This is a genomic window from Streptomyces paradoxus, from assembly GCF_014202475.1.
Classification (GTDB): domain Bacteria; phylum Actinomycetota; class Actinomycetes; order Streptomycetales; family Streptomycetaceae; genus Streptomyces; species Streptomyces paradoxus.
This window is the reverse complement of the sequence record NZ_JACHGV010000006.1, coordinates 345,591-370,028: the sequence shown is the minus strand read 5'-3', so window position 1 is coordinate 370,028 and position 24,438 is coordinate 345,591. Positions and strand designations below refer to the sequence as shown.

At 71.5% G+C, this 24,438-nt stretch carries 23 protein-coding genes, 1 tRNA gene and 1 pseudogene; 11 read left to right on the top strand and 14 right to left on the bottom strand.

The window, feature by feature from the left end; translation table 11 throughout:
* Window position 1: 1 nt before the first annotated feature.
* Window positions 2-520: a gluconokinase gene (locus tag HNR57_RS22045; protein WP_184561957.1), complete on the bottom strand. Its 519-nt coding sequence runs from the start codon at window positions 518-520 to the stop codon at window positions 2-4.
* 138 nt (window positions 521-658) lie between these two features.
* On the opposite strand from HNR57_RS22045, the gene HNR57_RS22040 reads away from it, so the two are divergent.
* On the top strand, window positions 659-1,360 hold the full coding sequence (locus HNR57_RS22040; protein WP_184561955.1) for a FadR/GntR family transcriptional regulator: 702 nt from the start codon (window positions 659-661) through the stop codon (window positions 1,358-1,360).
* Between the two features lie 5 nt (window positions 1,361-1,365).
* On the opposite strand, the gene HNR57_RS22035 is transcribed toward HNR57_RS22040, so the two are convergent.
* Together HNR57_RS22035 and HNR57_RS22030 are read right to left on the bottom strand one after the other, a co-directional pair.
* Complete coding sequence (locus HNR57_RS22035; protein WP_184561953.1) at window positions 1,366-1,740, bottom strand: YchJ family protein; 375 nt, start codon at window positions 1,738-1,740, stop codon at window positions 1,366-1,368.
* 63 nt (window positions 1,741-1,803) lie between these two features.
* Window positions 1,804-1,888 (bottom strand) — tRNA-Leu (locus HNR57_RS22030).
* A 196-nt stretch (window positions 1,889-2,084) separates the two neighbouring features.
* Between HNR57_RS22030 and HNR57_RS22025 the strand changes: the two genes are divergently transcribed.
* The 3 genes from HNR57_RS22025 (at window position 2,085) to HNR57_RS22015 (ending at window position 4,758) form a co-directional block, all read left to right on the top strand.
* Complete coding sequence (locus HNR57_RS22025; RefSeq protein WP_184561951.1) at window positions 2,085-3,410, top strand: M20/M25/M40 family metallo-hydrolase; 1,326 nt, start codon at window positions 2,085-2,087, stop codon at window positions 3,408-3,410.
* A gap of 149 nt (window positions 3,411-3,559) precedes the next feature.
* Entirely contained in the window at window positions 3,560-3,793 is a 234-nt protein-coding gene (chpH, locus tag HNR57_RS22020; RefSeq protein WP_184561949.1) for a chaplin ChpH, read from the top strand.
* Between the two features lie 131 nt (window positions 3,794-3,924).
* Window positions 3,925-4,758, top strand: coding sequence for a chaplin family protein (locus tag HNR57_RS22015; RefSeq protein WP_184561948.1), 834 nt, complete (start codon window positions 3,925-3,927; stop codon window positions 4,756-4,758).
* A gap of 78 nt (window positions 4,759-4,836) precedes the next feature.
* Here the strand turns inward: HNR57_RS22015 and HNR57_RS22010 are convergent, their stop codons facing one another.
* Window positions 4,837-5,025, bottom strand: coding sequence for a DUF5703 family protein (locus HNR57_RS22010; protein ID WP_184561946.1), 189 nt, complete (start codon window positions 5,023-5,025; stop codon window positions 4,837-4,839).
* A 47-nt stretch (window positions 5,026-5,072) separates the two neighbouring features.
* Between HNR57_RS22010 and HNR57_RS22005 the strand changes: the two genes are divergently transcribed.
* Window positions 5,073-5,783, top strand: coding sequence for a hypothetical protein (locus HNR57_RS22005; protein ID WP_184561944.1), 711 nt, complete (start codon window positions 5,073-5,075; stop codon window positions 5,781-5,783).
* Between the two features lie 187 nt (window positions 5,784-5,970).
* On the opposite strand, the gene HNR57_RS22000 is transcribed toward HNR57_RS22005, so the two are convergent.
* From HNR57_RS22000 to HNR57_RS21990, 3 genes and pseudogenes are all read right to left on the bottom strand, one after another.
* The gene (locus HNR57_RS22000) at window positions 5,971-8,244 is read right to left on the bottom strand and encodes a helix-hairpin-helix domain-containing protein (RefSeq protein WP_184561942.1); all 2,274 of its coding nucleotides are present in this window, start codon (window positions 8,242-8,244) and stop codon (window positions 5,971-5,973) included.
* Window positions 8,241-9,227: an aldo/keto reductase gene (locus tag HNR57_RS21995; protein WP_184561940.1), complete on the bottom strand. Its 987-nt coding sequence runs from the start codon at window positions 9,225-9,227 to the stop codon at window positions 8,241-8,243. Before HNR57_RS21995 ends, HNR57_RS22000 begins: the two co-directional genes overlap by 4 nt.
* Window positions 9,228-9,338: 111 nt before the next feature.
* Window positions 9,339-10,439: pseudogene (locus HNR57_RS21990) on the bottom strand (pectate lyase family protein); the annotation flags it as partial.
* Window positions 10,440-10,649: 210 nt separating this feature from the next.
* Here HNR57_RS21990 and HNR57_RS21985 point away from each other — a divergent pair.
* Together HNR57_RS21985 and HNR57_RS21980 are read left to right on the top strand one after the other, a co-directional pair.
* Entirely contained in the window at window positions 10,650-11,705 is a 1,056-nt protein-coding gene (locus HNR57_RS21985; RefSeq protein ID WP_184561936.1) for an LLM class F420-dependent oxidoreductase, read from the top strand.
* A 266-nt stretch (window positions 11,706-11,971) separates the two neighbouring features.
* Complete coding sequence (locus HNR57_RS21980; protein ID WP_184561934.1) at window positions 11,972-12,760, top strand: ferritin-like domain-containing protein; 789 nt, start codon at window positions 11,972-11,974, stop codon at window positions 12,758-12,760.
* Between the two features lie 10 nt (window positions 12,761-12,770).
* Here HNR57_RS21980 and corA read toward each other — a convergent pair whose 3' ends face one another.
* Window positions 12,771-13,766: a magnesium/cobalt transporter CorA gene (corA, locus tag HNR57_RS21975; RefSeq protein WP_184561932.1), complete on the bottom strand. Its 996-nt coding sequence runs from the start codon at window positions 13,764-13,766 to the stop codon at window positions 12,771-12,773.
* Window positions 13,767-13,827: 61 nt separating this feature from the next.
* Between corA and HNR57_RS21970 the strand changes: the two genes are divergently transcribed.
* The 4 genes from HNR57_RS21970 (at window position 13,828) to mshC (ending at window position 17,298) form a co-directional block, all read left to right on the top strand.
* Window positions 13,828-14,514, top strand: a complete 687-nt coding sequence (locus HNR57_RS21970) for a histidine phosphatase family protein (RefSeq protein ID WP_184561930.1) — start codon at window positions 13,828-13,830, stop codon at window positions 14,512-14,514.
* 78 nt (window positions 14,515-14,592) lie between these two features.
* Window positions 14,593-15,180 carry an Rv2134c family protein gene (locus HNR57_RS21965; RefSeq protein WP_033311881.1) on the top strand — a complete coding sequence of 196 codons (588 nt, stop codon included), beginning with the start codon at window positions 14,593-14,595 and terminating at the stop codon, window positions 15,178-15,180.
* Entirely contained in the window at window positions 15,144-15,974 is an 831-nt protein-coding gene (locus HNR57_RS21960) for an Rv2133c family protein (RefSeq protein ID WP_184561927.1), read from the top strand. Before HNR57_RS21965 ends, HNR57_RS21960 begins: the two co-directional genes overlap by 37 nt.
* Window positions 15,975-16,068: 94 nt before the next feature.
* The gene (mshC, locus tag HNR57_RS21955) at window positions 16,069-17,298 is read left to right on the top strand and encodes a cysteine--1-D-myo-inosityl 2-amino-2-deoxy-alpha-D-glucopyranoside ligase (protein WP_184561925.1); all 1,230 of its coding nucleotides are present in this window, start codon (window positions 16,069-16,071) and stop codon (window positions 17,296-17,298) included.
* A 65-nt stretch (window positions 17,299-17,363) separates the two neighbouring features.
* On the opposite strand, the gene HNR57_RS21950 is transcribed toward mshC, so the two are convergent.
* From HNR57_RS21950 to HNR57_RS21925, 6 genes are all read right to left on the bottom strand, one after another.
* Entirely contained in the window at window positions 17,364-18,347 is a 984-nt protein-coding gene (locus HNR57_RS21950; protein WP_184561923.1) for a PAC2 family protein, read from the bottom strand.
* A gap of 159 nt (window positions 18,348-18,506) precedes the next feature.
* A complete protein-coding gene (locus HNR57_RS21945; RefSeq protein ID WP_184561921.1) occupies window positions 18,507-19,178 on the bottom strand; it encodes a FadR/GntR family transcriptional regulator in 672 nt (223 codons plus the stop codon).
* Between the two features lie 136 nt (window positions 19,179-19,314).
* Window positions 19,315-20,931 (bottom strand): glycerol-3-phosphate dehydrogenase/oxidase, encoded by a 1,617-nt coding sequence (locus tag HNR57_RS21940; protein ID WP_184561919.1) that lies wholly within the window; start codon window positions 20,929-20,931, stop codon window positions 19,315-19,317.
* A gap of 8 nt (window positions 20,932-20,939) precedes the next feature.
* Complete coding sequence (glpK, locus tag HNR57_RS21935; RefSeq protein ID WP_184561917.1) at window positions 20,940-22,478, bottom strand: glycerol kinase GlpK; 1,539 nt, start codon at window positions 22,476-22,478, stop codon at window positions 20,940-20,942.
* A gap of 83 nt (window positions 22,479-22,561) precedes the next feature.
* A complete protein-coding gene (locus tag HNR57_RS21930) occupies window positions 22,562-23,356 on the bottom strand; it encodes an MIP/aquaporin family protein (protein WP_184561915.1) in 795 nt (264 codons plus the stop codon).
* Between the two features lie 272 nt (window positions 23,357-23,628).
* Window positions 23,629-24,402, bottom strand: coding sequence for an IclR family transcriptional regulator (locus HNR57_RS21925; RefSeq protein ID WP_184561913.1), 774 nt, complete (start codon window positions 24,400-24,402; stop codon window positions 23,629-23,631).
* Window positions 24,403-24,438 lie beyond the last annotated feature (36 nt).

The window sequence follows — 24,438 nt, the reverse complement described above, 5'->3', positions numbered from 1 at the left end:
GCTACTGGACGGGCTCGGGGAGTTCCCGCAGGGCGTGCGCCGCCCGCTCGGTGATCTCCTCCGGGCCGCCCGTGACGTCCACCCCGACCCCCGCCTCGTCCGCCGCGAGGGGCTGGAGCGTGGCGAACTGGGAGTCGAGCAGCGCCGTGGGCATGAAGTGCCCCTGCCGGTGCGACATCCGGTCCTCGATCAGCGCGCGGTCGCCCGTGAGGTGCACGAAGACCACGCCGGGCGCGGCGGCCCGCAGCCGGTCGCGGTACGACCGCTTCAGCGCCGAGCAGCTGACGACCCCGCCGAGCCCGGCCCGCCCGTGCGCCCACTCGCCGATGGCGTCGAGCCAGGGCAGGCGGTCCTCGTCGGTGAGCGGGGTGCCGGCCGACATCTTGGCGATGTTGGCCTGCGGGTGGAAGTCGTCGCCCTCGGCGTACGGAACGCCGAGCCGGGCCGCGAGCAGGGGACCGATGGTGGTCTTGCCGGTGCCCGCTACGCCCATGACCACGACGACATGGGGGGTGTTCATCGCTGCCTCACTGTCTGCTGTCCGAGGTCGACACGTGATGTCGACGCAACTGAAACCCATTAGGTACGACGAATTCAAGAGGCCGTGATGAATAAGTCTGACTTTTTGTCACCGTGATCTACCCCGTACGCTGAGTGCATGAGCACACCGGGCCGGGGGCTGCACGGCCATGTACTGGACACCCTCGGCCCCGAGATCACGGCGGGTGAGTACCCGCCGGGCAGCGTCCTGCGCACCGACGAACTCGCCCAGCGCTTCGATGTGTCACGCTCCGTGATGCGTGAGGCGGTCCGCGTCCTGGAGTCCATGTACCTGGTCGAGTCCCGCCGCCGCGTCGGCGTGACGGTCCGCCCGAAATCCGAGTGGAACGTCTACGACCCGCAGGTCATCCGCTGGCGCCTGGCCGGCGCCGACCGCCCGCGGCAGCTGCGGTCCCTCACGGTGCTGCGCTCGGCGATCGAACCCGTCGCGGCCGGCCTCGCCGCCCGGCACGCCACGTCCGAGCAGTGCGCCGAACTCACCGAGTGCGCCCTCGGCATGGTCGCCCACTCACGCGGTCACAAACTGGAGGGGTACCTCCTCCACGACGTCGCCTTCCACCGCGTCATCCTGGAGGCATCCGGCAACGAGATGTTCGCCCGCCTCGGGGACGTCGTCGCCGAGGTCCTGACCGGCCGCACGCAGCACGACGTGATGTTCGAGGACCCCGACCCGGCCGCCGTCACCCTGCACGTCCAGGTCGCCGAGGCCGTCCGCGCGGGCGACGCCGCCCGCGCGGAGGAACTGACCCGCGAGATCACGGTCGGCGCCCTCCAGGAACTCGACATCCTGGCGCCGTAGCCCCGCTACGCCGGAAACTCCCCGTCGACGTAGACCCAGGCCCCGTCGACCCGCTCGAAGCTGCTCCGCTCGTGCAGCGAGCCACCCCGGTACGACGCCCGGAACTCCACGGTCCCGGAGGAGTGGAACGCGGATCCGCCGCTCGCCCCCAGAATCTCCAGCCCCGTCCACCGCATCCCCGGATCCGGCTCCAGCGTCCCGGGCCGCGTCCGCGGATGCCAGGTCCGCAGCAGATACCCGGCGTCCCCCTTCACGAAAGCGCAGTACCGCGACCGCATCAGCGCCTCGGCCGTCGGCGCGGCGGCGGCCCCGGAGTGGTAGCGGCCACAGCAGGACTCGTAGGGCTCGGGGAGCCCGCACGGGCAGGAACGCCTGGTCATGGTCACCCTTTCGCGGAAACGACTGAGGGCCGTGACCTCGCGGTCACGGCCCTCAGCTTCATGTGTCCGAGGGGGGACTTGAACCCCCACGCCCGATAAAGGGCACTAGCACCTCAAGCTAGCGCGTCTGCCATTCCGCCACCCGGACAAGGTGTCTGTCGCGTGGGTTCTCCCCGCGGCGACGACGTAAACATTACCAGGCTTTCCGGGGTGGCCGATCACCCCCCGGCGGCACCCCGGCGAGGCGTGAACGGCGTGTGACGGGCCGGGAGCGCTCTTGGGGTGCGGGCCGGGGAGAGGGAGGATGAGGGGGACCCACCAGCAGTGACACCGGGAGGAAGCACGTGAGCGAGACGGACACGGCCAGGAGCGTCACCGGCGAGGACGAGGTCGTGGACCTCTGCCGCGAGCTGATCCAGATCGACACCAGCAACTACGGCGACCACTCGGGTCCCGGCGAGCGCAAGGCGGCCGAGTACGTCGCCGAGAAGCTCGCCGAGGTCGGGCTCGAACCGCAGATCTTCGAGTCCCACCCGGGCCGCGCCTCCACGGTGGCCCGCATCGAGGGCGAGGACCCCTCCCGGCCCGCGCTCCTCATCCACGGCCACACCGACGTCGTGCCGGCCAACGCAGACGACTGGACCCACCACCCGTTCTCCGGCGAGGTCGCCGACGGCTGCGTGTGGGGCCGCGGGGCCGTCGACATGAAGGACATGGACGCGATGACCCTCGCGGTCGTCCGCGACCGGCTGCGCAGCGGGCGCAAGCCCCCGCGCGACATCGTGCTCGCGTTCCTCGCCGACGAGGAGGCCGGCGGCACGTACGGCGCCAAGCACCTCGTGTGCAAGCACCCCGAGCTGTTCGAGGGCGTCACCGAGGCGATCAGCGAGGTGGGCGGGTTCTCGTTCACCGTGAGCGAGCAGCGGCGGCTCTACCTCATCCAGACGGCCGAGAAGGGCATGCACTGGATGAAGCTCACCGTGGCCGGCACGGCAGGGCACGGGTCGATGATCCACCGGGACAACGCGATCACCGAGCTGTCGGAGGCCGTCGCGCGGCTGGGGCGGCACAAGTTCCCGGTGCGGGTCACCAAGACCACCCGCGCCTTCCTCGACGAGCTCGGTGACGCGCTCGGCACCGAGCTCGACCCCGAGGACATGGAGGCGACCCTCGCCAAGCTCGGCGGCATCGCCAAGCTCATCGGCGCGACCCTGAGCAACACCGCCAACCCCACGCAGCTCGGTGCCGGTTACAAGGTCAACGTCATCCCCGGCGAGGCGACCGCCCACGTCGACGGACGGTTCCTGCCCGGGCACGAGGAGGAGTTCCTCGCCGACCTCGACCGGATCCTCGGCCCGAAGGTGCGGCGCGAGGACGTCCACGCCGACAAGGCCGTCGAGACCACCTTCGACGGGGCGCTCGTGGGGGCGATGCAGACCGCGCTGCTGGCCGAGGACCCGACCGCCAAGGCGATCCCCTACATGCTCTCCGGCGGCACGGACGCCAAGTCCTTCGACGACCTCGGCATCCGCGGCTTCGGCTTCGTGCCGCTGAAGCTGCCGCCGGAGCTGGACTTCGCCGGCATGTTCCACGGCGTGGACGAGCGGGTGCCGGTGGAGGGCCTGCAGTTCGGCGTGCGGGTGCTCGACCGCTTCATCGACGCGTCCTGAAACCGCCCCTGCGGGACGGGGTATTCGGTCGCGCGTACGGAATCGACTGGGAAGAGTGAATGCGACCATAAGCTCGTAGCCTCATTACTCCCTCCTCGTTACAGGTAATGCGATCGCAAGATGGGTCGCTTTGCCAACTAGGAGGAATAATGATCAAGAAGGTCGTCGCTGCTGCGGCTGCCACCGGTGGGCTGGTTCTCGCGGGCGCGGGCGTGGCCGTCGCCGACTCGGGTGCTCAGGGTGTCGCCGCGCACTCCCCGGGCGTCCTGTCCGGCAACGTTGTCCAGGTGCCCGTTCACGTCCCGGTGAACGTCTGCGGCAACACGGTCTCCGTGATCGGGCTGCTGAACCCCGCCTTCGGCAACACCTGCATCAACAAGTGATGCTTTCCCCTCGCTGAGGGGCGTCCAAAGCCATCGGTCCCGGAGCGCGAGCCATGCACTCCGGGACCGAACGCTTCTTTCGGGGAATTCGAGAAGAATTCGAGACAGGGTCGAAGGCAGGTATTCAGTAAATGCGACAGGCTACCCGCAAGGGTCTGATGACCGTGGCGGCCGCGACCGGTGTGATCGCCGCCGCGGGCGGCTCCGCGCACGCCGACTCGGGCGCCCAGGGCTCGGCTTCGGGCTCGCCCGGCGTACTGTCCGGAAACTCGGTGCAGGCGCCGGTGCACGCACCGGTCAACGTGTGCGGGAACACGGTCAACATCGTCGGTCTGCTCAACCCGTCGGTGGGCAACGCGTGCGCCAACCAGGGCGGTGGATCGTCGTCGGGGGGACACGGCGGCAAGGGCGGCTCCCACGCGGGCGGACACGCCACCGACTCGCCCGGCGTCGGCTCGGGCAACCACGTCCAGGCACCGGTCCACGTGCCGGTGAACGTCTGCGGCAACAGTGTCGACGTCATCGGCGTCGGCAACCCCAGCACGGGCAACGACTGCTCCAACGGCGGCGGACAGCACGGCACCCCGCCCGGCGGCCAGGAGCCGGGCCAGCCGGGGAACCCCGGCAATCCCGGCGACCCGGGGAACCCCGGCAATCCGGGTGAGCCCGGTAACCCGGGCAACCCTGGTGACCCTGGCGAGCCCGGTAACCCGGGCAACCCTGGTGACCCCGGCGATCCCGGTGAGCCCGGGCACCCCGGCACCCCGCCCTCCCCCGGTGGCGAGAACCCGGGCGGCTCCTCGCACGGCAACAAGCCCGGCGCCCAGTTCGTCAGCCAGCCCGAGGGCGAATCCGAGCTCGCCAGCACCGGCAGCGACCTCCCGCTCGGCCTCGCCCTCCCGGCCGGCGCGGGCGCGCTGCTCGCGGGCGTGATCCTCTACCGCAAGGCGCGCGCCTCCGCCTGACACCCCGCAAACGGAGCGGGCCCCGCCTGATGCGGGACCCGCTCCGTCATGCGTCTTCTTCCCGTGCGCCGTCCCAGCTCACCACGTGGCCCGCGCCTGGCGGATGATCCGCCGGCGCAACCGCACCCTGCGGCTGCCGTCGCGCAGCAGGCTCAGACGGTACAACTCCCAGTGTCCGTACTCCGCGTGGTCCGTCAGCAGACGCGTCGTGTCCTTGCGAGAGACCCCGCGAGGTACGTACACGTCGACAAATTCGTATTCCGGCATCGCATCTATTGTGCGGGCTGGGGCCCGGTACGGATAGCGTCTGCACTATGTCTGATGCTGCGCAGTCCACCGCTGCCGAGGTACGCGCCGCCGCCGAGGCGGTCAAGACCGCGCTCGACCGCCACCTGGCCGCGGTCGAACGCAGGTCGGGAGACGACGACCCGGCCGTGTACGAGGCGTTCAACCAGCTCGCCGCGGCCGCAGAGGTGTACGACGAACTGCTCTACGACCGCTACGACGAGGTCACGCCCTTCGAGATCCCCGGTGCGGAGGACGCGCTGCCCCCGTACGCGGGTCCCGAAGAGCCGAACGCGCTGAGCGTACTGATCCGCCGCGACTACGCCGTCGCCGAACCCCAGCGCCTGCTGGCGCAGGCACAGCGGATCGAGGCGGCGGAGGACGAGGACGGCGCCCCCGCCTCCGGGACGGTGCACGGCGCGCTCGGGCTGCTCTTCGGCGAGTTCGAGCCCGACGAGATCGCCTCCCGGCACAAGGAGTTCGGGCTGGAGGAGGGCGACTCCACGCTCTGGGTGACGGCGGCGGACGAACCGGCCGAGCCCGGCGAGTGGCTGGAGGCACCGTTCGAGCAGGTCGACCCGCAGCAGGTGGTCTGCCGCTTCGACGTCAGCGCCGTCTTCGACGACGAGATCGACGACGTCGACGACGATGACGAGGACACGGACGAACTGGAGGACGAGCTCGACGGCGACCTCGACGAGGACGAGGACCTGGAGCCGCTGGACGCGGACCGCCGCTGAGCGCGCACGCCGACGGCCACGGGGGTGGGGGGGGGGGGGGCGGGCCCCCCCCCCCCCCCCCCCCCCCCCCCCCCCGGGGGGGGGGGGGGGGCCCCCCCCCCCCCCCCGCGGCCCCCGCCGGTGCGCGCCCCCCCCCCGGGCCCGGGGGGGGGGGGTCTGGGCCCGGGCCCCAGCCCCACCACCCCCGTCACGTGCCGCTGATCTGCGGCGTGAGCAGCACCGGCAGCCGCGTCGTCCGCGGCTTCGCCGGAACCTCGGCGACGGCCCGGGCAAGGGCCTGCTCCACGCCGTGCACCACGGACAGGTGCCGGTCGGCCCGCCCGAACGCCGTGTACACCCAGGGCCGGCTGAGAGCCTGCGCCGCGTCGCCGGGCAGCACCACGACCACCGCGGGCCACCGGCTGCCCACGGCCTGGTGCGCGGTCAGCGCCCACCCGTGCCGCACGGAGTGTTCCACCCGCTCCCGCGGCACGACGACGGTCTCGCCCTCGCACGACAGATGCAGCCCCTCGGCGTCCGCCGTCACCACACGGCCCGGCAGCGCGCGCCCCGGGGCGGGGGAGTGGACGATCCGGTCACCGGGGTCGAAGCCGCCGAAGCGGCCCGGGCCCGGATTGAGCCGTTCCTTCAGCGCCGCGTTGAGCGCGCGCGTTCCGACGGCCCCGCCGTGCCCAGGGGTGATCACCTGGGTCTCCTCGGCCGGAACCCCGATCGCGCGCGGCACCGAGTCCACGACGAGCTGCACCGTCCGGTGCACGGCCTCGCCCGCGTCCCGCACCGGCACGATCACGACCTCCTTGCCGGGGGCCTCGACCTGGTTCAGCTCGCCGACGCCGATGCCGGAGACCAGCTCGCCCAGCGGCCCCGGATCCGGCCGCCGCGAGGCCACCTGGGGGCAGATCCGCGCTGCGAGCAGATCCGCGAACACCCGCCCCGGCCCAGCGGACCACAGCACCGCCGGATCGCCGGCCAGCACCAGCCGCGCCCCGTCCGGCAGCGACTCCGTCAGCAGAGCCGCCGTCTCGACATCCAGCTGGGGCGCGTCGAGCACGACCAGCAGATCGAGATCGAGGGCCCCGTCCGCGTCCCGGCCGGGACCTTCGAGGCCGGCGAGCAGTCCGGAGACGGTGGCGACAGGGGAGTCGGCGGGTGCCTCACCGGCCTGCCCGGGGGCGTCCGCCGCCTGGCCGGACCGCCGCAGCAGGGCAGCGAAACGGTTGCGGCCGATCGGGCCGTGCGTGGCCGCCCAGACCCGCAGGCCGAGCGAGCGCGCGGCGGTCAGCAGGGCCGCGGGCTCGGCCAGGGACGCCTCCCCGCCGGTGTGCAGCACCAGGCCCTGACCGGCGACCGCGCGGATCAGGTCCGCCGCCGACCCCTGGGCCGCGGCGGCGGCCCGCTCCCACTCCTCGGCCGAGCCGTCCTGCTTGGGCGCCGAGTTGACCAGCCGGGCCAGCCCGTCGGCCAGGCTCTCCTCCGCCAGCGCGTACCGCTCCAGCCCGACCAGGACACGGACCGGGCGCTCCTCGTCCTCCTCCGCGCCCTCCTCGTCCTCCGGGGCGGGAGCACCGGCCTCGCCCTCCAGGGCGTCCTGGAAGACCAGGGCCTCACCCTCCGCGATCGCGCCCTGTACGGCGCTGTCGGGCTCCGGCACGCCCCGCTGGGCCAGGGCCGCGAGGAGTGCGGGCATCTCCAGGACGGTGTGCCCGGCCAGTGCCGCCTGCTCCAGGAGCCAGCCGGTGACGGCCCGGCCCCGCCGCTCGTCGTCCGGGCCGCACTCGGCGCCGAGCAGGGCCCGGGCGAACCCGTCGGCCTGCTCGGGCCGCACACCGGCGATCCGCAGCAACTGCCAGGGGTCGGCGCGCAGCTGTTCGTCCGCGCCCTCGCCGAGCACCGCGGCGGCCTGCGGCGCGAGCACCTCCGGGGCACCGCCCTCGCCGAGCACCCGGCGCACGGCCTCGACCGCCTCCGGGGCGGGGCCCGCCGGCGCGGAGACGGGCTCGGGCACCACCGGCCGCGGTCGCCGCTCCGGCTCGGGGGCGGAGCGGCGGGGGGCGGGGGGCGGCTCTTCGAACACCGTCGCCGCGGGCTTCTCGCCGCTTTCGACGGCTCGTACGGCCGCCAGCAGATCGGCGGCCTTGCCACTCAGCTTGGTGCCGCTCGCGATCGGCGCCTTCTCGGCCTTGCGCTGCTCGATGCGCTCCCGCTCGACCTGCTGGGCCCGCAACTCGGCCTCGGCCTCGGACACCTGAGGGGTCCCGGCGTCACCGCCGTCGGCGCCCTCCCCGGCACCGGCCTGGGCCCCCTCCGCCGAGGCCGCCTCCCCGGTATCGGCCTCGGCGCTCCCCGCGTCCGCCTCACCACCCCCACTCCCGGCCCCGGCCCCGGCCCCACCGGCAGGTGTACTCCCGGTGCCCGGCGTCCCCGGCTCGGCGTCCTCCGTGGTCTCGGGCTCCGTGCTCACAGCGTGCTCCAGTCGTGATCGGGATAGCGGTGCACCGGCGCCGACACATCGTCGAGCGCCCGGCAGATCTCGTCAGGAAGACTAAGGGTCTCCACTGACAACGCCGCCGTGAGCTGCTGCGCGTTGCGCGCGCCGACGATCGGCGCGGCCACCCCGGGCCGGTCGCGGACCCACGCCAGGGCCACCTGGAGCGGCGTCACCGCGAGCCCGTCGGCCGCGGTCGCCACGGCGTCCACGATGCGGCTCGCCGTGTCGTCGAGGTACGGCGCCACGAACGGCGCGAGGTGCTCCGAGGCGCCGCGAGAGTCCGGCGGCATCGTGTCGCCGCGGTACTTGCCCGTCAGCACCCCGCGCCCGAGCGGCGAGGACGGGAGCAGGCCTATGCCCAGATGGATCGCGGCCGGCAGCACCTCGCGCTCGACACCGCGTTGCAGCAGGGAGTACTCCAGCTGCGTACCGGCCAGCCGGGTCCGGGTTCCGGGGGCGGCCAGCTGCCAGGTCGCGGCGCCGGCCAGCTGCCAGCCGCAGAAGTTGGAGACGGCGGCGTAGCGGGCCCGCCCGCTGGAGACCGCGAGGTCGAGAGCCTGGAGGGTCTCCTCCAGCGGGGTGTCCGGGTCGAACGCGTGCACATTCCACAGGTCGACGTAGTCGGTGCCGAGCCGGGCGAGCGAACCGTCCAGTGCGGAGAGCAGATGGCCGCGGGAGCCGTCGAAGCGGCGCTCGGGGTCCGGCACACTGCCGGCCTTGGTCGAGATGACCAGGTCACGGCGGGGCACCAGGCCGTCCATGAGCCTGCCGAGCAGGTACTCGGCCTCACCGTCGCCGTACACGTCCGCGGTGTCGACGAGGGTCCCGCCCGCTTCCCAGAACGTCTTCATCAGGTCCGCGGCGTCGTGCTCGTCGGTGCCCCGCCCCCAGGTCAGGGTGCCGAGCCCGATCCGGGACACACGAAGGCCGGTGCGGCCGAGATGCCTCTGCTCCATGAACGCCGAGATTACTGGCCAGAACCTGCGCTGTGGGTGCCTGTGGACGACGGATTTCCGGGCGCGGCCGGTCCGTTGCCCGGGCCGGCCGCGGCCCGTCGTCCTCGGTCAGCACCTGCCGTCCGACACCTGGAGCCCCTTGTTCGCGCCCGCCGTCCGGCTCACGACGGACGGCACGCAGCTTGCCGCGTCGAGAGCGTGGGAGTAGGGGATGGCGACGGTGGTGTTCGATTTCGGGTCGGGGCCGGCCGGGCGGTTCTCGCTGCCCGGGGCGGACCAGGTGACGTTGTCGAAGATGTTGCCGCCGACCTGCCAGTAACCGGCCTGGTCGGTGTAGAAGGTGCCCAGGACGTCCTTGGAGTCCTCGAAGTAGTTGTTGTCCACCTTGGCGCGGGCCCCGGCCCGGGAGTTGATGCCGGAGTCGTTGAGGCGCACGTAGTGGTTGTTGTACAGGTGCGCGATGCCGCCGCGCAGCAGCGGGGCGCGGGAGTCGATGTTCTCGTAGCGGTTGTGGTGGTACGTGATGTAGCCGTTCGACCGGTCGCTCTCGCTGTTGCCGACCAGGCCGCCCCGGCCGGAGTTGCGCAGAACGCTGTAGGACAGGGTGACGTACTGGGTGTTGTCCTTGAGATCGAACAGGCCGTCGAAGCCCTCCGGTTCGCCGCCCGACGCCTCCAGGGTGGTGTGGTCGATCCAGACGTTGCGAACGTTGCGCTCGATGCCGATGGCGTCCCCGCCGTTGGATGTGGGGGAGCCCGACTTCTTGACGTTCCGGACGGTCACGTTCTGGACGATGATGTTCTTCGATTCGCGGATGTGGATGCCCACGTGGTCGAAGACGGCGCCGCTGCCGACCCCGACGAGCGTCACGTTGGTGACCTTCTTGAGCTCGATCACGCCGTCGGCGGTGTCGCAGCCGGCGCCGGAGACCTTCTTGGTGTTCGCGTGGTTGACGGTCCCGGTGACCTCGATGGTGATCGGGGTGCTGGTGCTCGCCCGGCCGCAGAGGGCCTGATGGATCGCCGTCCCCGTCGTCGCCCGGACCGTCTGACCACCGGCGCCGCCGGTGGTCCCGCCGTTCTGGGTCGCGTAGCCGGTGGCGTTGCCGGTCGCCGCCGAGGCGTCGGGCACCGACACGAGCATGCCGGTCCCTGCGGCGAGGAGCATCGTGGCCAGGGCCGCGCGAAGTCTCGGGGGGAGTGCTCGCTTCATCCTTGCCTCTCCGTTCGGTTGCGGAAGACGGGTGATGGAAAGCGCTTTCCAGATGAAGGTAGGTACTTGCCGTGGACGCGTCAATGGTCGTGTCCATGATTCCTGTTCATGCATCTAAACGACAGGCCGGTCGCGGCCGTGTACCTCGCCCCGGTCCCCGCGCTAAGGTCTCCGCACCAGGCACGTTACTGATCAGTAAGGGGATGCGGCATGCAGCTCGGTATCAACCTCGGCTACTGGGGTGCCGGAATGGACGCGGACAATCTGGCCGTCGCCCAGGAGGCCGACCGCCTCGGATACGCCGTCTGCTGGGCCGCCGAGGCCTACGGCTCCGACGCCGCCACCGTACTGAGCTGGGTCGCCGCCCAGACCGAGCGCATCGACGTCGGCTCCGCCATCTTCCAGATCCCCGCCCGCCAGCCCGCGATGACGGCCATGACCGCCGCCACCCTCGACTCCCTCTCCGGCGGCCGCTTCCGCCTCGGCCTCGGCGTCTCCGGCCCGCAGGTCTCCGAGGGGTGGTACGGCGTCAAGTTCGACAAGCCGCTGGCACGCACGCGCGAGTACGTCGAGATCGTCCGCAAGGCCATGACCCGCGAGCGCCTGTCGTACGAGGGCCGGCACTGGACGCTGCCCCTGCCCGGCGGCCCCGGCAAGCCGATCAAGCTGACCGTGCACCCGCAGCGCGAGCACATCCCGCTGTACATCGCCGCGATCGGCCCGAAGAACCTCGAACAGACCGGCGAGATCGCCGACGGCGCCCTGCTGATCTTCCCGTCCGCCGAGCACCTGGAGGACACCACGATCAAGCACCTGCGCGCCGGGCGCGAGAAGGCCGGCAAGACCCTCGACGGGTTCGACGTCTGCCCGACCCTGCCGCTCGCCGTCGGCGACGACAAGGACGTGGCCACGCTGGCCGACACCTTCCGCCCCTACACCGCGCTGTACGTCGGCGGCATGGGCAGCCCCAAGCAGAACTTCTACAACCAGCTCGCCCAGCGCATGGGCTACGAGCGGGAAGCCGCCGAGATCCAGGGCAAGTACCTCTCCGGCGACAAGCAGGGCGCCGCGGCCGCCGTGCCGCACGACCTGATCGACAAGACGACCCTGCTCGGTTCCGTGGACCGGATCGCGGACCGGATGAAGGCCTACGCCGCGGCCGGGGTCACCACCCTGTCCCTCGCGCCGGCGGGCTTCACGCTCGACGAGCGGCTCGCGTCCCTGAGGGCCGGCACGGAGGCCCTGGAGCGGGCCGGACTCGCCTAGGGGTCAGGCAGGAGCTTTTTCAGCGGCCGTGGTGGGGGCTCGGGGGTCTTCCCCGCCACGGCCGTCACGCAGAACAACGCGCCGGGCCGCCTCCGGTTACGGCGGCGCGCCCTCGCCGGGCCCGGCACGCCTGCCCCCGCATCCCCCATTCGGCGGAGTTGCCCCTCACACCTGTTGCAGTGCCTTCCACCCCGCACTTGACTCGTTCTTCGCGGAAACCTGCGGAACGCCGCAGAACGCCCACGCGCGCGGGAGAGGTGCCCACGATGCTTTCGGCCAAGAGCCTGTTCCAGGAGATCCTCGACAACGACGAGTCCTTCGCCCTGTTCTGCTCCATCGCCGCGAGCGGCGAGACCCAGGGCGGCTGGGAGAACGCCCGCATCGCCGCACTCGTGCCCCATGCGGAGCGTGAACTCGCCCCCAAGATCAGCCGGCACGGCGCCGACGAGGACAAGCACGGCCGGATCTTCAACGCCCTGCTGAAGAAGCGCGGCCTCGACCCCGTCCCGGTCCCGCCCGAGACCGACTACACCATGCTCCTGGAGAAGCACGGCATCGGCCTCGCCCACGCCCGGCTGAACCGCGATGAGCGGCTCACGGTCCAGGACGTCGTCACCTACCTCTCGCACAGCCGGGTCACCGAGCAGCGCGCCTCCGAGCAGATGGACCTGCTCCGCAAGCACTTCGCCGACCACCCCGACATCGGCCGCGCGGTCAAGCAGATCTCCAACGACGAGGACAACCACCTCGCCTACTGCCACGAGGAACTGCTGCGCTTCGCCTACGCGGGCCACGGCCGGGCCATCCAGCGCACCCTGCGCGAGTGCGCGCTCGCGGAGATCCGGATCTACCGCGACGTCAGCCTCGCCGTGATGGCGCACATGGGCCGCATCCTCGGCTGGTCCAAGGCCAAGTCGGCGGTGCTCGTGGCGGGCATCCACGCGGTGTACGCCTACGAACGTCTCGGCGGCTGGCGCCGGATGGTGTCGCTGACGACGCCCGAGCGCCGCAACGCCCTCGGTGGCCCCGCCTCTCCGGAACCCGAGTTCGCCTGAACCGGCCCGGCTACAGCCACCCGCGGCGCTTGAACAGCCGGAAGACCATCACCTCCAGGACGGCCATCAGAACGAGCAGTGCCGGATAGGACCAGACCCAGCGCAGCTCTGGCATGTGCTCGAAGTTCATGCCGTAGATCCCCGCCAGCATCGTGGGGATCGCGGCCATGGCCGCCCACGCGGAGATCTTGCGCATGTCGTCGTTCTGCCGGACGCTCATCTGCGCCAGATGAGCCGAGAGGATGTCCGACACCAGCCGGTCCAGGTTCTCCACGGACTCGTTCACGCGCGTGAGGTGGTCGTTGACGTCACGGAAGAACGGCCTGGCCCGGTCGTCCACGAACGGCACGGCCACGCCGGCCGACGCCGTGCCCGCCAGCCGGCTCATCGGCGGGGCCAGCGGCCCGGTCGCCCGCCGGAACTCCAGGACCTGCCGCTTGAAGTCGTAGATCCGGGACGCCGTGTTCCGTGACCCCCCGCCGTCCGGCGAGAACACCTCCGCCTCCAGACCCTCCAGGTCGGTCTGCAACTCGGTCGCCACGTCCAGGTAGTGGTCGACGGTGGCGTCGGCGACCGCGTACAGCACGGACGTGGGGCCTTTGCCCAGCAGCTCCGGCTCCTGCTCCAGCCGCCGGCGCACGGCCTTGAGCGGGGAGCCCTCGCCGTGCCGGACGGTCACCACGAACGAGTCGCCCAGGAAGATCATGATCTCGCCGGAGGAGACGGTGTCGCTCTGCGGCTCGTACGCCACCGGCTTGAGCACCACGAAGAGCGAGTCGTCGTACACCTCCAGCTTGGGCCGCTGGTGCGCCTTCAGGGCGTCCTCGACGGCCAGCGGGTGCAGCGCGAACTCCCGGGTCACATGGTCGAACTCCTCCTCCGTCGGCTCGTGCAGCCCGATCCACACGAACCCGCCCGCCGTGCGGGCCTCGCCCAGGGCGTCGGAGAGGTCCTCGGGCCCTTCCGTCCGCTGTCCTTCGCGGTAGATGGCACAGTCGACGATCACGAAGCGAGTCTCCCGTCACTCGAACGACACCGCACGCGCGCGTGCGCCTACGCTGGAGCGCATGCCCACGCTGATCCTGGTCAGGCACGGACGCTCCACCGCCAACACCGAGGGACTCCTCGCCGGCTGGACGCCCGGTGTCGCCCTCGACGAGCGCGGCGCCGCACAGGCCGCCGCGCTCCCCGGGCGGCTGGCCGAACTGCCCCTCGCCGAAATCGTCACCAGTCCGCTCCAGCGTTGCCGGGAAACGATCCGGCCGCTGCTCGACGCCCGGCCGGAACTGAGCCCGCACACCGACGAGCGCATCGGCGAGTGCCACTACGGCGACTGGTCCGGACGCAAGCTCGCCGAACTCAAGGACGAGCCCCTCATGGAGGTCGTGCAGGCGCACCCCTCCGCCGCGGCGTTCCCCGGCGGGGAGTCCATGCGGGCCATGCAGACCCGCGCCGCCGAGGCCGTACGCGAGTGGAACGCGCGCGTGGAGCGCGACCACGGCGCCGACGCCGTCTACCTCATGTGCTCGCACGGCGACATCATCAAGTCGCTCATCGCGGACGCACTCGGACTTCACCTGGACCTCTTCCAGCGGATTTCTGTTGAACCGTGTTCCATCACCGCGATCCGCTACACACGACTGCGGCCGTTCCTCGTCCGCCTCGGCGACACCGGCGACTTCACGTCCCTCGTGCCGCGTGAGGAGCCGCCGGCCGGTGAGGCCGAAGTCGGGGGTGGTGCGGGCGCACCGTGATCGTTCGCCGCAGTAGGGTGAAGCGGTCGCAGCAGTGCCGTGGTCACACGGTTCCCACGATTCCAATGGAGACAGGACGTGTCCCGTCAGGTGTTCCTCTACGACCATCCGGAGCGTTTCGTGGCCGGTACGGTCGGACTGCCCGGGCGCCGTTCGTTCTTCCTCCAGGCCTCCGCCGGCTCCCGGGTGACCAGCGTGGCCCTGGAGAAGACCCAGGTCGCCGCCCTCGCCGAGCGCATGGACGAACTGCTCGACGAGGTCGTACGCCGTAGCGGCGGCAGCGCCCATGTCCCCGCCGTCGCCCCCTCGGACACCGACACCGCCCCGCTGGACACCCCCATCGAGGAGGAGTTCCGGGTCGGCACCATGGCCCTCGCCTGGGACGGCGACGAGCAGCTCATGATCGTCGAGGCGCAGGCACTCGTGGAGCTCGACGCGGAATCCGAGGAGGACCTCGCCGAGGCGGAGGAGCGGCTGCTCCAGGACGAGGAGAACGGGCCCCCGATGCTGCGGGTCCGGCTCACCGGCGCGCAGGCCAGGGCCTTCGCCAAGCGCGCTCTCGACGTCGTCAACGCCGGGCGGCCGCCGTGCCCGCTGTGCAGCCTCCCGCTCGACCCGGAAGGACACGTATGTCCGCGCCAGAACGGATACCGCCGCGGAGCGTGACACCTCCGGTGAACGCCGCCGAGCTGCTCGCCCGGGGCGAACTGACCGTACGCGGACGCATCCGTGAGGCCTCCAACGCGGCCCTGTACTGCACGGTGTCCTACGACGGCCAGGACGCGGCCTGCATCTACAAGCCGATCGCGGGGGAGCGGCCCCTGTGGGACTTCCCCGACGGGACGCTGGCCCAGCGCGAGGTCGCCGCGTACGAGGTCTCCGAGGCGACCGGCTGGGGTCTCGTGCCGCCCACCGTGCTGCGCGACGGCCCCTACGGCGAGGGCATGTGCCAGCTGTGGGTCGAGGTGACGCCCGAGGCGGAACTGCTCGCCCTGGTCGACGGCGAGGAACCCGGGCCGGGCTGGAAGGCGGTCGGCTTCGCCGAGGTCGGAGAGGGGCGCACCGCGCTGCTCGTGCACGCCGACGACGAACGGCTGAGGCGGCTCGCGGTCCTCGACGCGGTCATCAACAACGCCGACCGCAAGGGCGGTCACCTGCTGCCCACCGGTGAGGGACGGCTGTACGGCATCGACCACGGGGTCACCTTCAACGCCGAGAACAAGCTGCGGACCCTGCTGTGGGGCTGGGCGGGGGAGCCCCTCACCCAGGAGGCCGCAGACGTCCTCGAAGGCCTCAGGAAGGGCCTGGACGAGGGCGGGCCGCTCACCGCGCGGCTCGAACCGCTGATCACCGGCGCCGAGATCGACGCCACCCGCGCCCGCGTCGGCGCCCTGCTCGCCTCGGGGACCCACCCGGAACCGAGCGGTGAGTGGCCGGCGATTCCCTGGCCACCCGTGTAGGAGCACAGTCGCCGGATCACCGCAAGAGCGCCTTCTCGGCCGTGTGGCCCGCTCCCATTCGTATATGGAACTTCAGTCCGGTTAGGCTCATGGCATGCATGCCTGGCCCGCTTCCGAGGTCCCCGCCCTGCCTGGTCAGGGCCGCGACCTGAGGATCCACGACACCGCGACCGGCGGCCTCGTCACCCTCGACCCCGGTCCCGTCGCCCGTATCTACGTCTGTGGCATCACCCCGTACGACGCCACGCACCTGGGACACGCGGCGACCTACAACGCGTTCGACCTCGTGCAGCGCGTGTGGCTCGACACCAAGCGGCAGGTTCACTACGTCCAGAACGTCACCGACGTCGACGATCCCCTCCTGGAGCGGGCGCAGCGCGACGGCATCGACTGGGCCGCGCTCGCCGAGAAGGAGACGGCCCTCTTCCGAGAGGACATGACGGCCCTGCGGATGCTGCCGCCGCGGCAGTACATAGGCGCCGTCGAGGCCATACCCGGGATCGTCCCGCTCGTCGAGCGGCTCCGGGACGCCGGCGCGGCCTACGAACTGGACGGCGACGTCTACTTCTCCGTCGAGTCCGACCCGCACTTCGGCAAGGTCTCCAACCTCGACGCCGCGGCGATGCGGCTGCTGTCCGCCGAGCGCGGCGGCGACCCGGACCGCCCGGGCAAGAAGAACCCCCTCGACCCGATGCTGTGGATGGCGGCCCGCGAGGGCGAGCCCAGCTGGGACGGCGGATCGCTCGGGCGCGGACGGCCCGGCTGGCACATCGAGTGCGTGGCCATCGCCCTGGACCACCTCGGCATGGGCTTCGACATCCAGGGCGGCGGCTCCGACCTGGCCTTCCCGCACCACGAGATGGGCGCCTCGCACGCCCAGGCCCTCACCGGTGAGTTCCCCATGGCCAAGGCGTACGTACACGCCGGCATGGTCGCCCTGGACGGCGAGAAGATGTCCAAGTCCAAGGGCAACCTGGTCTTCGTCTCCAAGCTCCGGCACGACGGCGTCGACCCGGCCGCCATCCGGCTCGCGCTGCTCGCCCACCACTACCGCGCCGACTGGGAGTACACCGACCAGGTCCTCCAGGACGCCGTCGCACGGCTCGGCCGCTGGCGGGCAGCCGTGTCCCGGCCCGACGGGCCGCCGGCCGAGGCGCTCGTCGACGAGATCCGCGAGGCCCTCGCCGACGACCTGAACGCCCCTGCCGCCCTGACCGCCGTCGACCGCTGGGTCGCGCTCCAGGAGCGCGACGGCGGCACCGACATCGGTGCGCCCGGGGTGGTCTCCCGGGCGGTCGACGCGCTGCTCGGCGTGGCCCTGTAGTCCGAGAAACGGACAGAGGGGCGTCTCCCGGCCGGGAGACGCCCCTCTGGCGTTCGTACGGTGCCTCAGTCCTCCGACGACTCGTCCTCGTCCGTGCCCGGCTTGGGCGGCTTCGGCGGGCGGGTGCGGCCGCCGGGGTTGTCCCGCAGGTACGACGTGCTGTCGCTGCCGTCGGCCGTGGCGTGACCGCCGGCGCCGGGCGGTCCGCCGCCGTCGTGGCGGCGCAGATAGCGCTCGAACTCCCGGGCGATGGCGTCGCCGGACGCCTCCGGCAGCTCGGCGGTGTCCCGCGCCTCCTCCAGCGACTGGACGTACTCGGCGACCTCGCTGTCCTCGGCGGCCAGCTGGTCCACACCGACCTGCCAGGCGCGCGCGTCCTCGGGCAGCTCGCCCAGCGGGATGCGCACGTCGATCAGATCCTCCAGCCGGTTCAGCAGGGCCAGCGTGGCCTTCGGGTTCGGCGGCTGCGACACGTAGTGCGGCACCGCCGCCCACAGCGAGACGGCCGGGACGCCCGCGTGCGTGCACGCCTCCTGGAGGACGCCGACGATGCCTGTCGGGCCCTCGTACTTGGTCTCCTCCAGGTCCATGCGGCGGGCCAGGTCCGGGTCGGACGTCGTGCCGCTGATCGGAACCGGACGGGTGTGCGGGGTGTCGCCGAGCAGGGCGCCCAGGACGACCACCAGTTCCACCCCCAGTTCGTGTGCGAAGCCCAGCAGTTCGTTGCAGAACGAACGCCACCGCATGGACGGTTCGATGCCCCGCACGAGGACCAGGTCGCGCGGCTTCTCACCGCCGACCCGGACCACCGACAACCTTGTCGTCGGCCAAGTGATCTTGCGGACGCCCGCTTCCATGAACACCGTGGGGCGGTTGACCTGGAAGTCGTAGTAGTCCTCGGCGTCCAGCGCCGCGAACACCTCGCCCTTCCATTCCCTGTCCAGATGCGCGACCGCGGTGGAGGCGGCGTCGCCGGCATCGTTCCAGCCCTCGAACGCGGCCACCATGACCGGGTCGACCAGCTCGGGAACCCCCTCGAGCTCGATCACCCAGCGCCTCCTTCCGACGTGCCCTCGCTTGACCACCCAACCTTACGGCGTGCCGCGGGGGCGCCCGCAGCCCCCTCGCGGGGGGGAGTGACCCCATCACTGCCCCGCGATCCGCCCCCGAACACCCCGGAACCGTCCGGGCGGTCCGTGCGGGCCTGGTCACAGCGAGGAGCGCAGCCACTGCTCCACACTCGCGATATGGACGGTCGCCCACGAGCGCGCCGCCTCGGCGTCCCGGTCGCGCAGCGCGGCGAGGATCGCCCGGTGCTCGCGCAGGGTGCGGGCCACGGCGTCCTCCTGGGTGAGGCCGCGCCAGACGCGGGCCCGGGTGGTGGGACCCGAAAGGCCGTCGAGCAGCGAGCACAGCACGGAGTTGCCGGAGCTGTGCACGATGCCCCGGTGGAACTCCAGGTCGCAGGCGACCAGATCCTCCACGGACGGGGACTCGCCCAGCCTGTCCAGCTGGGCCGTCAGCGCGTCCAGTTGCTGCTCGCTGATCCGCACGGCCGCCATCGCGGTCGCGGCCGGCTCCAGGATGCGGCGCACGGCGAGGAACTCCAGGACCGTGTCGTCGCGGTGGAAGTCGACGACGAAGCTCAGCGCCTCCAGCAGGAGTTGCGGGTCGAGGCTGGTGACGTACGTGCCGTCGCCCTGCCGTACGTCCAGGATCCTGATCAGCGACAGCGCGCGCACGGCCTCCCGCAGGGAGTTGCGCGACAGCCCGAGGCCGGCGGCGAGTTCGCTCTCCTTGGGCAGCCGGTCGCCCGGGCGCAGCGCGCCGGAGACGATCATTCCCTTGATCTTCTCGATCGCCTCGTCGGTGACTGCCATGCCTGGCCTCCCAGTGCGCTCAAGACCTCCGACGTATCAGGTCATTATGCGGGTGCGGGAACGCGGAAGGGGCGGCTCCGTCGGCGTGGAGCCGCCCCTTCCGGGATGGGGTCCCCCCCGGTCCCCGTACCCGGGTCTACTTCTTGTCGAGCAGGTCCTGCACCTTGGCGCGGACGTCGTCCGTGGCGAGGCCGCGGATCGTCAGCGTCGTGCGGCGGCGCAGCACGTCGTCCTGCGTCTCGGCCCACTCGTGGTCCCGGGCCCAGACGACCTGCGCCCAGATCTCCGGGGCGTCGGGGTGGACGCGCTCGGCGAGCTCGGGGCTCTCGTTGGCCAGCCGGGCTATGTCGAAGGCCAGCGAGCCGTAGTGCGTCGCCAGGTGCTTGGCGGTGTCGGCCGCCATGCGCGGGCCGGGCGCCGGCCGGTCGGTGAGCAGCCGGTGGGCGACCGCCCGCGGGTTGGCGATGCCGGGCAGCGGCAGCTTCTTCGGCAGCGCGCTGATCGGCTCGAAGTCGTCGCCCAGCGGGTGGCCCGGCAGCGACTCCAGCTTCTGCATGATCGTCCGGCCGATGTGGCGGAAGGTGGTCCACTTGCCGCCCGCGACGGACAGCATGCCGCCCTTGCCCTCGGTGACGACCGTCTCGCGCTTGGCCTTGGAGGTGTCGCCGGGGCCGCCGGGCAGCACCCGCAGGCCCGCGAAGGCGTAGGTGATGAGGTCGCGGTCCAGCTGCTGGTCGCGGACCGAGAAGGCGGCTTCGTCGAGGATCTGGGCTATGTCCTTCTCGGTGACCGAGACGTCCGCCGGGTCGCCCTCGAACTCCTCGTCGGTGGTGCCGAGCAGCAGCATGTCCTCCCACGGGAGGGCGAAGGTGATGCGGTACTTGTCGATCGGGGTGGCGAGCGCGGCCTTCCAGGGGGAGGTGCGCTTGAGGACCAGGTGCGCGCCCTTCGACAGGCGGATGGACGGCGCCGCGTTCGGGTCCTCCATCTTGCGCAGGTGGTCGACCCACGGGCCGGTCGCGTTCAGCACGAGCCGGGCGCTGACGCCGAACTCGTCGCCGGACAGGCGGTCCCGCAGCTCGGCGCCGGTGACACGGCCCTGGGTGAAGCGCAGGCCCGTCACCTCGGCGTGGTTGAGGACGACCGCACCCGCCTCGACGGCTCCGCGGACCGTCATCAGCGCCATGCGGGCGTCGTTCATCTGGTCGTCGCCGTAGACGGCCACGGCCTTGAGGTTCTCGGTGCGCAGCTCGGGCACGTCCTGCGCGGCCTTGGCCGGCGAGAGCAGGTGTCCGACGCCGTCACCGAACGCGGAGAGCGCGGAGTAGGCGAAGACGCCCGCGCCCAGCTTCGCCGCGCCGTGCGGCCCGCCCTTGTACACGGGGAGGTAGAACGTGAGCGGGTTCGCCAGGTGGGGAGCCACCTGACGGGACACCGCACGGCGCTCGAAGTGGTTCTCCGCCACCAGCTTCACCGCGCCGGTCTGCAGGTAGCGCAGACCGCCGTGGAGCAGCTTGGAGGAGGCGGAGGACGTGGCGCCGGCGAAGTCGCCGGCGTCCACCAGAGCCACCCTGAGGCCGGACTGCGCGGCGTGCCAGGCGGTGGAGATGCCCAGGATGCCGCCGCCGATCACGAGAAGGTCGTACGACGCCTTGGAAAGCTGCTCCCTGGTCTCGGCTCGGCTCGGGTTCGAGCCGGAGGCCGGGTGCGTCCCCAGGGCAGGCACGGACTGCAGGGTGGACTTGGTGGTCATGCTGTTTCTTACTCCTCGTCCTCGAGCCAGCCCATGGTCCGCTCGACGGCCTTGAGCCAGTTCTTGTACTCATGGGCGCGGGTTTCCGCGTCCATGCGGGGGGTCCACTCGGCGGCCCGGCGCCAGTTGGCGCGCAGGTCGTCGGTGCTGTTCCAGAAGCCGACGGCGAGACCGGCGGCGTAGGCGGCGCCGAGGCAGGTGGTCTCGGCGACCATCGGGCGCACCACGGGGGCGTCCACGAAGTCGGCGAGGGTCTGCATCAGCAGGTTGTTGGAGGTCATGCCGCCGTCGACCTTGAGGGCGGTGAGCTCCACGCCGGAGTCCTTCGTCATGGCGTCGGCGATCTCCCGCGTCTGCCAGGCGGTGGCCTCCAGGACGGCGCGCGCGAGGTGCGCCTTGGTGACGTACCGGGTCAGGCCGGCGATCACACCGCGGGCGTCGGAGCGCCAGTACGGGGCGAACAGGCCGGAGAAGGCCGGCACGAAGTAGGCGCCGCCGTTGTCCTCGACCGACAGGGCGAGGGTCTCGATCTCCGCGGCGGTGGAGATCAGGCCCATCTGGTCGCGCATCCACTGCACCAGCGAACCGGTGACGGCGATCGAGCCCTCCAGGGCGTAGACCGTGTCCTGGTCGCCGATCTTGTAGCCGACGGTGGTCAGCAGGCCGCTGTAGGAGTTGATGATCTTGTCACCGGTGTTCATCACCATGAAGGTGCCGGTGCCGTAGGTCGACTTGGTCTCGCCCTCGGCGAAACAGGTCTGGCCGAACAGGGCGGCCTGCTGGTCGCCGAGCGCGGAGGCGACCGGGATGCCGCCGAGCAGGTCGCCCAGCTTGCCGCCGGTGATCTCGCCGTAGACCTCGGCGGAGGAGCGGATCTCGGGCAGGATCTGCTGCGGGACGCCGATGGACTCGCAGATCTTCTCGTCCCACTGCATGGTGTGCAGGTTCATGAGCATCGTGCGCGAGGCGTTGGTGACGTCGGTGACGTGCTTGCCGCCGTCGGTACCACCGGTCAGGTTCCAGATGACCCAGGTGTCCATGGTGCCGAAGAGGATGTCGCCCGCCTCGGCGCGCTCCTTCAGGCCGTCGACGTTGTCGAGCAGCCAGCGGGCCTTCGGGCCGGCGAAGTAGGAGGCCAGCGGCAGACCGGTCTCGCGGCGGAAGCGGTCCTGGCCGACGTTGCGGCCGAGCTCGCGGCAGAGGGCGTCGGTGCGGGTGTCCTGCCAGACGATGGCGTTGTGGACGGGCTCACCGGTGTTCTTGTCCCACAGCACGGTCGTCTCGCGCTGGTTGGTGATGCCGATGGCCTTGATGTCGTCACGGGTGATGCCGGCCTTCGCGATGGCCCCGGCGACGACCTCCTGGACGTTGGTCCAGATCTCGGTGGCGTTGTGCTCGACCCAGCCCGGCTTCGGGAAGATCTGCTCGTGCTCCTTCTGGTCGACGGAGACGATCCGGCCGTCCCGGTCGAACACGATGCACCGGCTGGAGGTGGTGCCCTGGTCGATGGCGGCGATGAAGGGGCCGGCGGTGTGCGCGTCGGTCACTGTGTGCTCCTGGTAATTCCGGGTTTATGGGGCTTTACGTACGGCGCGTGCTGGAAGTTTCCCGCCGGAGCGGGGAATCGCTCCTAGGCGAATGCGACGTTGTAGATGCCTGCCGCGATGGCGCCGCCGATCAGCGGACCCACCACGGGGACCCAGGCGTAGCCCCAGTCGGAGCCGCCCTTGTTGGGCAGCGGCAGCAGGGCGTGCACGATGCGCGGTCCGAGGTCACGGGCCGGGTTGATCGCGTACCCCGTCGGGCCGCCGAGGGAGAGGCCGATGGAGACCACGACGAGCGCGGTGACCAGGGCGCCCAGGGTGCCCAGGCCGTTGCCCTTGTCGTTCAGGCCCTGGGTGAGCACGGCGAGCACCAGCACGACGGTGCCGATGACCTCCGTCGCGATGTTCTGCCAGGCGACCCGGACCTCGGGGCCGGTGGAGAAGACGCCCAGCACGGGGCCGGCGCCCTTCTCCTGGGCCTCGACGGCCTTGGCCGTGGTGTCCTGCGCACCCGGACCGCCGACTATCTCGCGGTCGGTGAGGTGAGCGGAGAACTGACCGTAGTAAGCGATCCAGACCAGGGCGGCACCGATCATGGCGCCGAGAACCTGTCCGGCCCAGTAGACCGGGACGTTCTTCCAGTCGCCGTCCTTGATGGCGATGGCCAGCGTCACGGCCGGATTCAGATGGGCACCGGACAGCGGTGCCGAGGTGTAGACCGCCGTGAGCACCGCGAAGCCCCACCCGAAGGTGATGGCGAGCCAGCCGGCGTTGCGTGCCTTGGAGGCCTTCAGCGTGACGGCGGCACAGACGCCGCCGCCGAGGAGGATGAGTATGGCGGTACCGATGGTCTCGCCGATGAAGATGTCGGAGCTGGACACCCGCGACTCCTTTGTCATACGTCCAGGGAAGTTCGATACCGGCCTGGCGTTGTCACACTCTAGCGCGTATTGCCGGTAGCTGTTCGACAATGTCGACCGATGGACGGGAGTCTTGCTTCGGCGTTACGAGCACGTCAAGGGCTGTGGACTCGAAAATCTGATCGTTACTGATCGCCGCGGTCCCGGTGATCTTCTCCGCAGGTGAGCGCGGACATGCCGAGGACCGGGACGCCGTACGGCGTCCCGGTCCTCGGCGGATGCCGGCGTGTGCGTCAGAACCGCCCGGCGCCCAGATCCCGCGACACGGCGCGGGCGCAGTCGCGGACCGCCGCGATCAGCTCGGGGCGCAGGGCTCCCTCGTCGTCGGACCGGCACAGCCGCTCCACGGCGCCGGTGATGCCGACCGCCCCGACCGGCATGCGCCGCCGGTCGTGGATGGGTGCGGCGAGGGAGGCGACGCCCTCCCAGGTCTCCTCCACGTCGGCCGCGTACCCGCGCGCGCGGGTCACGTCCAGGAGGTGCTCGAAGTCCTCCGGCTCGCACACCGTCCGGTCGGTGAACGCCTTGCGGTCGGCCTCCAGGGCCTCGCTGTGCGCCACCGGGTCGTAGGCCGACAGCACCTTGCCCAGGGCGGTGGAGTGCAGCGGCTGCATGGCCCCGATCTCCAGGACCTGCCGGCTGTCGTCGGGCCGGAAGACGTGGTGCACGATCAGTACGCCCTGCTGGTGCAGGACGCCGAGATAGACGCTCTCGCCGCTGGAGCGGGCCAGGTCGTCGGCCCAGACCAGGGCGCGTGCCCGCAGTTCGTGCACGTCGAGGTAGGTGGTGCCCAGGCGGAGCAGCTCGGCGCCCAGCTGGTAGCGCCCGGAGGCGTCGTCCTGCTCCACGAAACCCTCCTGCTGGAGGGTGCGCAGGATGCCGTGGGCGGTGCCCTTGGCCAGGCCCAGCGACGAGGCGATGTCCGACAGGCCGAGCCGCCGCTCGCCGCCCGCGAGCAGCCGCAGCATCGCGGCCGCCCGTTCGAGCGACTGGATGTTCCGTGCCATCGCCGTACTGCCTCCGTCCCCTTCGACCGCCGACAA

Coding starts and splice junctions, on each gene's coding strand:
- HNR57_RS22045 (WP_184561957.1), bottom strand. CDS start 520: ATGAACACCCCCCATGTCGTCGTGGTCATGGGCGTAGCGGGCACCGGC.
- HNR57_RS22040 (WP_184561955.1), top strand. CDS start 659: ATGAGCACACCGGGCCGGGGGCTGCACGGCCATGTACTGGACACCCTC.
- HNR57_RS22035 (WP_184561953.1), bottom strand. CDS start 1,740: ATGACCAGGCGTTCCTGCCCGTGCGGGCTCCCCGAGCCCTACGAGTCC.
- chpH (WP_184561949.1), top strand. CDS start 3,560: ATGATCAAGAAGGTCGTCGCTGCTGCGGCTGCCACCGGTGGGCTGGTT.
- HNR57_RS22015 (WP_184561948.1), top strand. CDS start 3,925: ATGCGACAGGCTACCCGCAAGGGTCTGATGACCGTGGCGGCCGCGACC.
- HNR57_RS22010 (WP_184561946.1), bottom strand. CDS start 5,025: ATGCCGGAATACGAATTTGTCGACGTGTACGTACCTCGCGGGGTCTCT.
- HNR57_RS22005 (WP_184561944.1), top strand. CDS start 5,073: ATGTCTGATGCTGCGCAGTCCACCGCTGCCGAGGTACGCGCCGCCGCC.
- HNR57_RS21995 (WP_184561940.1), bottom strand. CDS start 9,227: ATGGAGCAGAGGCATCTCGGCCGCACCGGCCTTCGTGTGTCCCGGATC.
- HNR57_RS21985 (WP_184561936.1), top strand. CDS start 10,650: ATGCAGCTCGGTATCAACCTCGGCTACTGGGGTGCCGGAATGGACGCG.
- HNR57_RS21980 (WP_184561934.1), top strand. CDS start 11,972: ATGCTTTCGGCCAAGAGCCTGTTCCAGGAGATCCTCGACAACGACGAG.
- HNR57_RS21970 (WP_184561930.1), top strand. CDS start 13,828: ATGCCCACGCTGATCCTGGTCAGGCACGGACGCTCCACCGCCAACACC.
- HNR57_RS21960 (WP_184561927.1), top strand. CDS start 15,144: ATGTCCGCGCCAGAACGGATACCGCCGCGGAGCGTGACACCTCCGGTG.
- mshC (WP_184561925.1), top strand. CDS start 16,069: ATGCATGCCTGGCCCGCTTCCGAGGTCCCCGCCCTGCCTGGTCAGGGC.
- HNR57_RS21945 (WP_184561921.1), bottom strand. CDS start 19,178: ATGGCAGTCACCGACGAGGCGATCGAGAAGATCAAGGGAATGATCGTC.
- HNR57_RS21940 (WP_184561919.1), bottom strand. CDS start 20,931: ATGACCACCAAGTCCACCCTGCAGTCCGTGCCTGCCCTGGGGACGCAC.
- HNR57_RS21925 (WP_184561913.1), bottom strand. CDS start 24,402: ATGGCACGGAACATCCAGTCGCTCGAACGGGCGGCCGCGATGCTGCGG.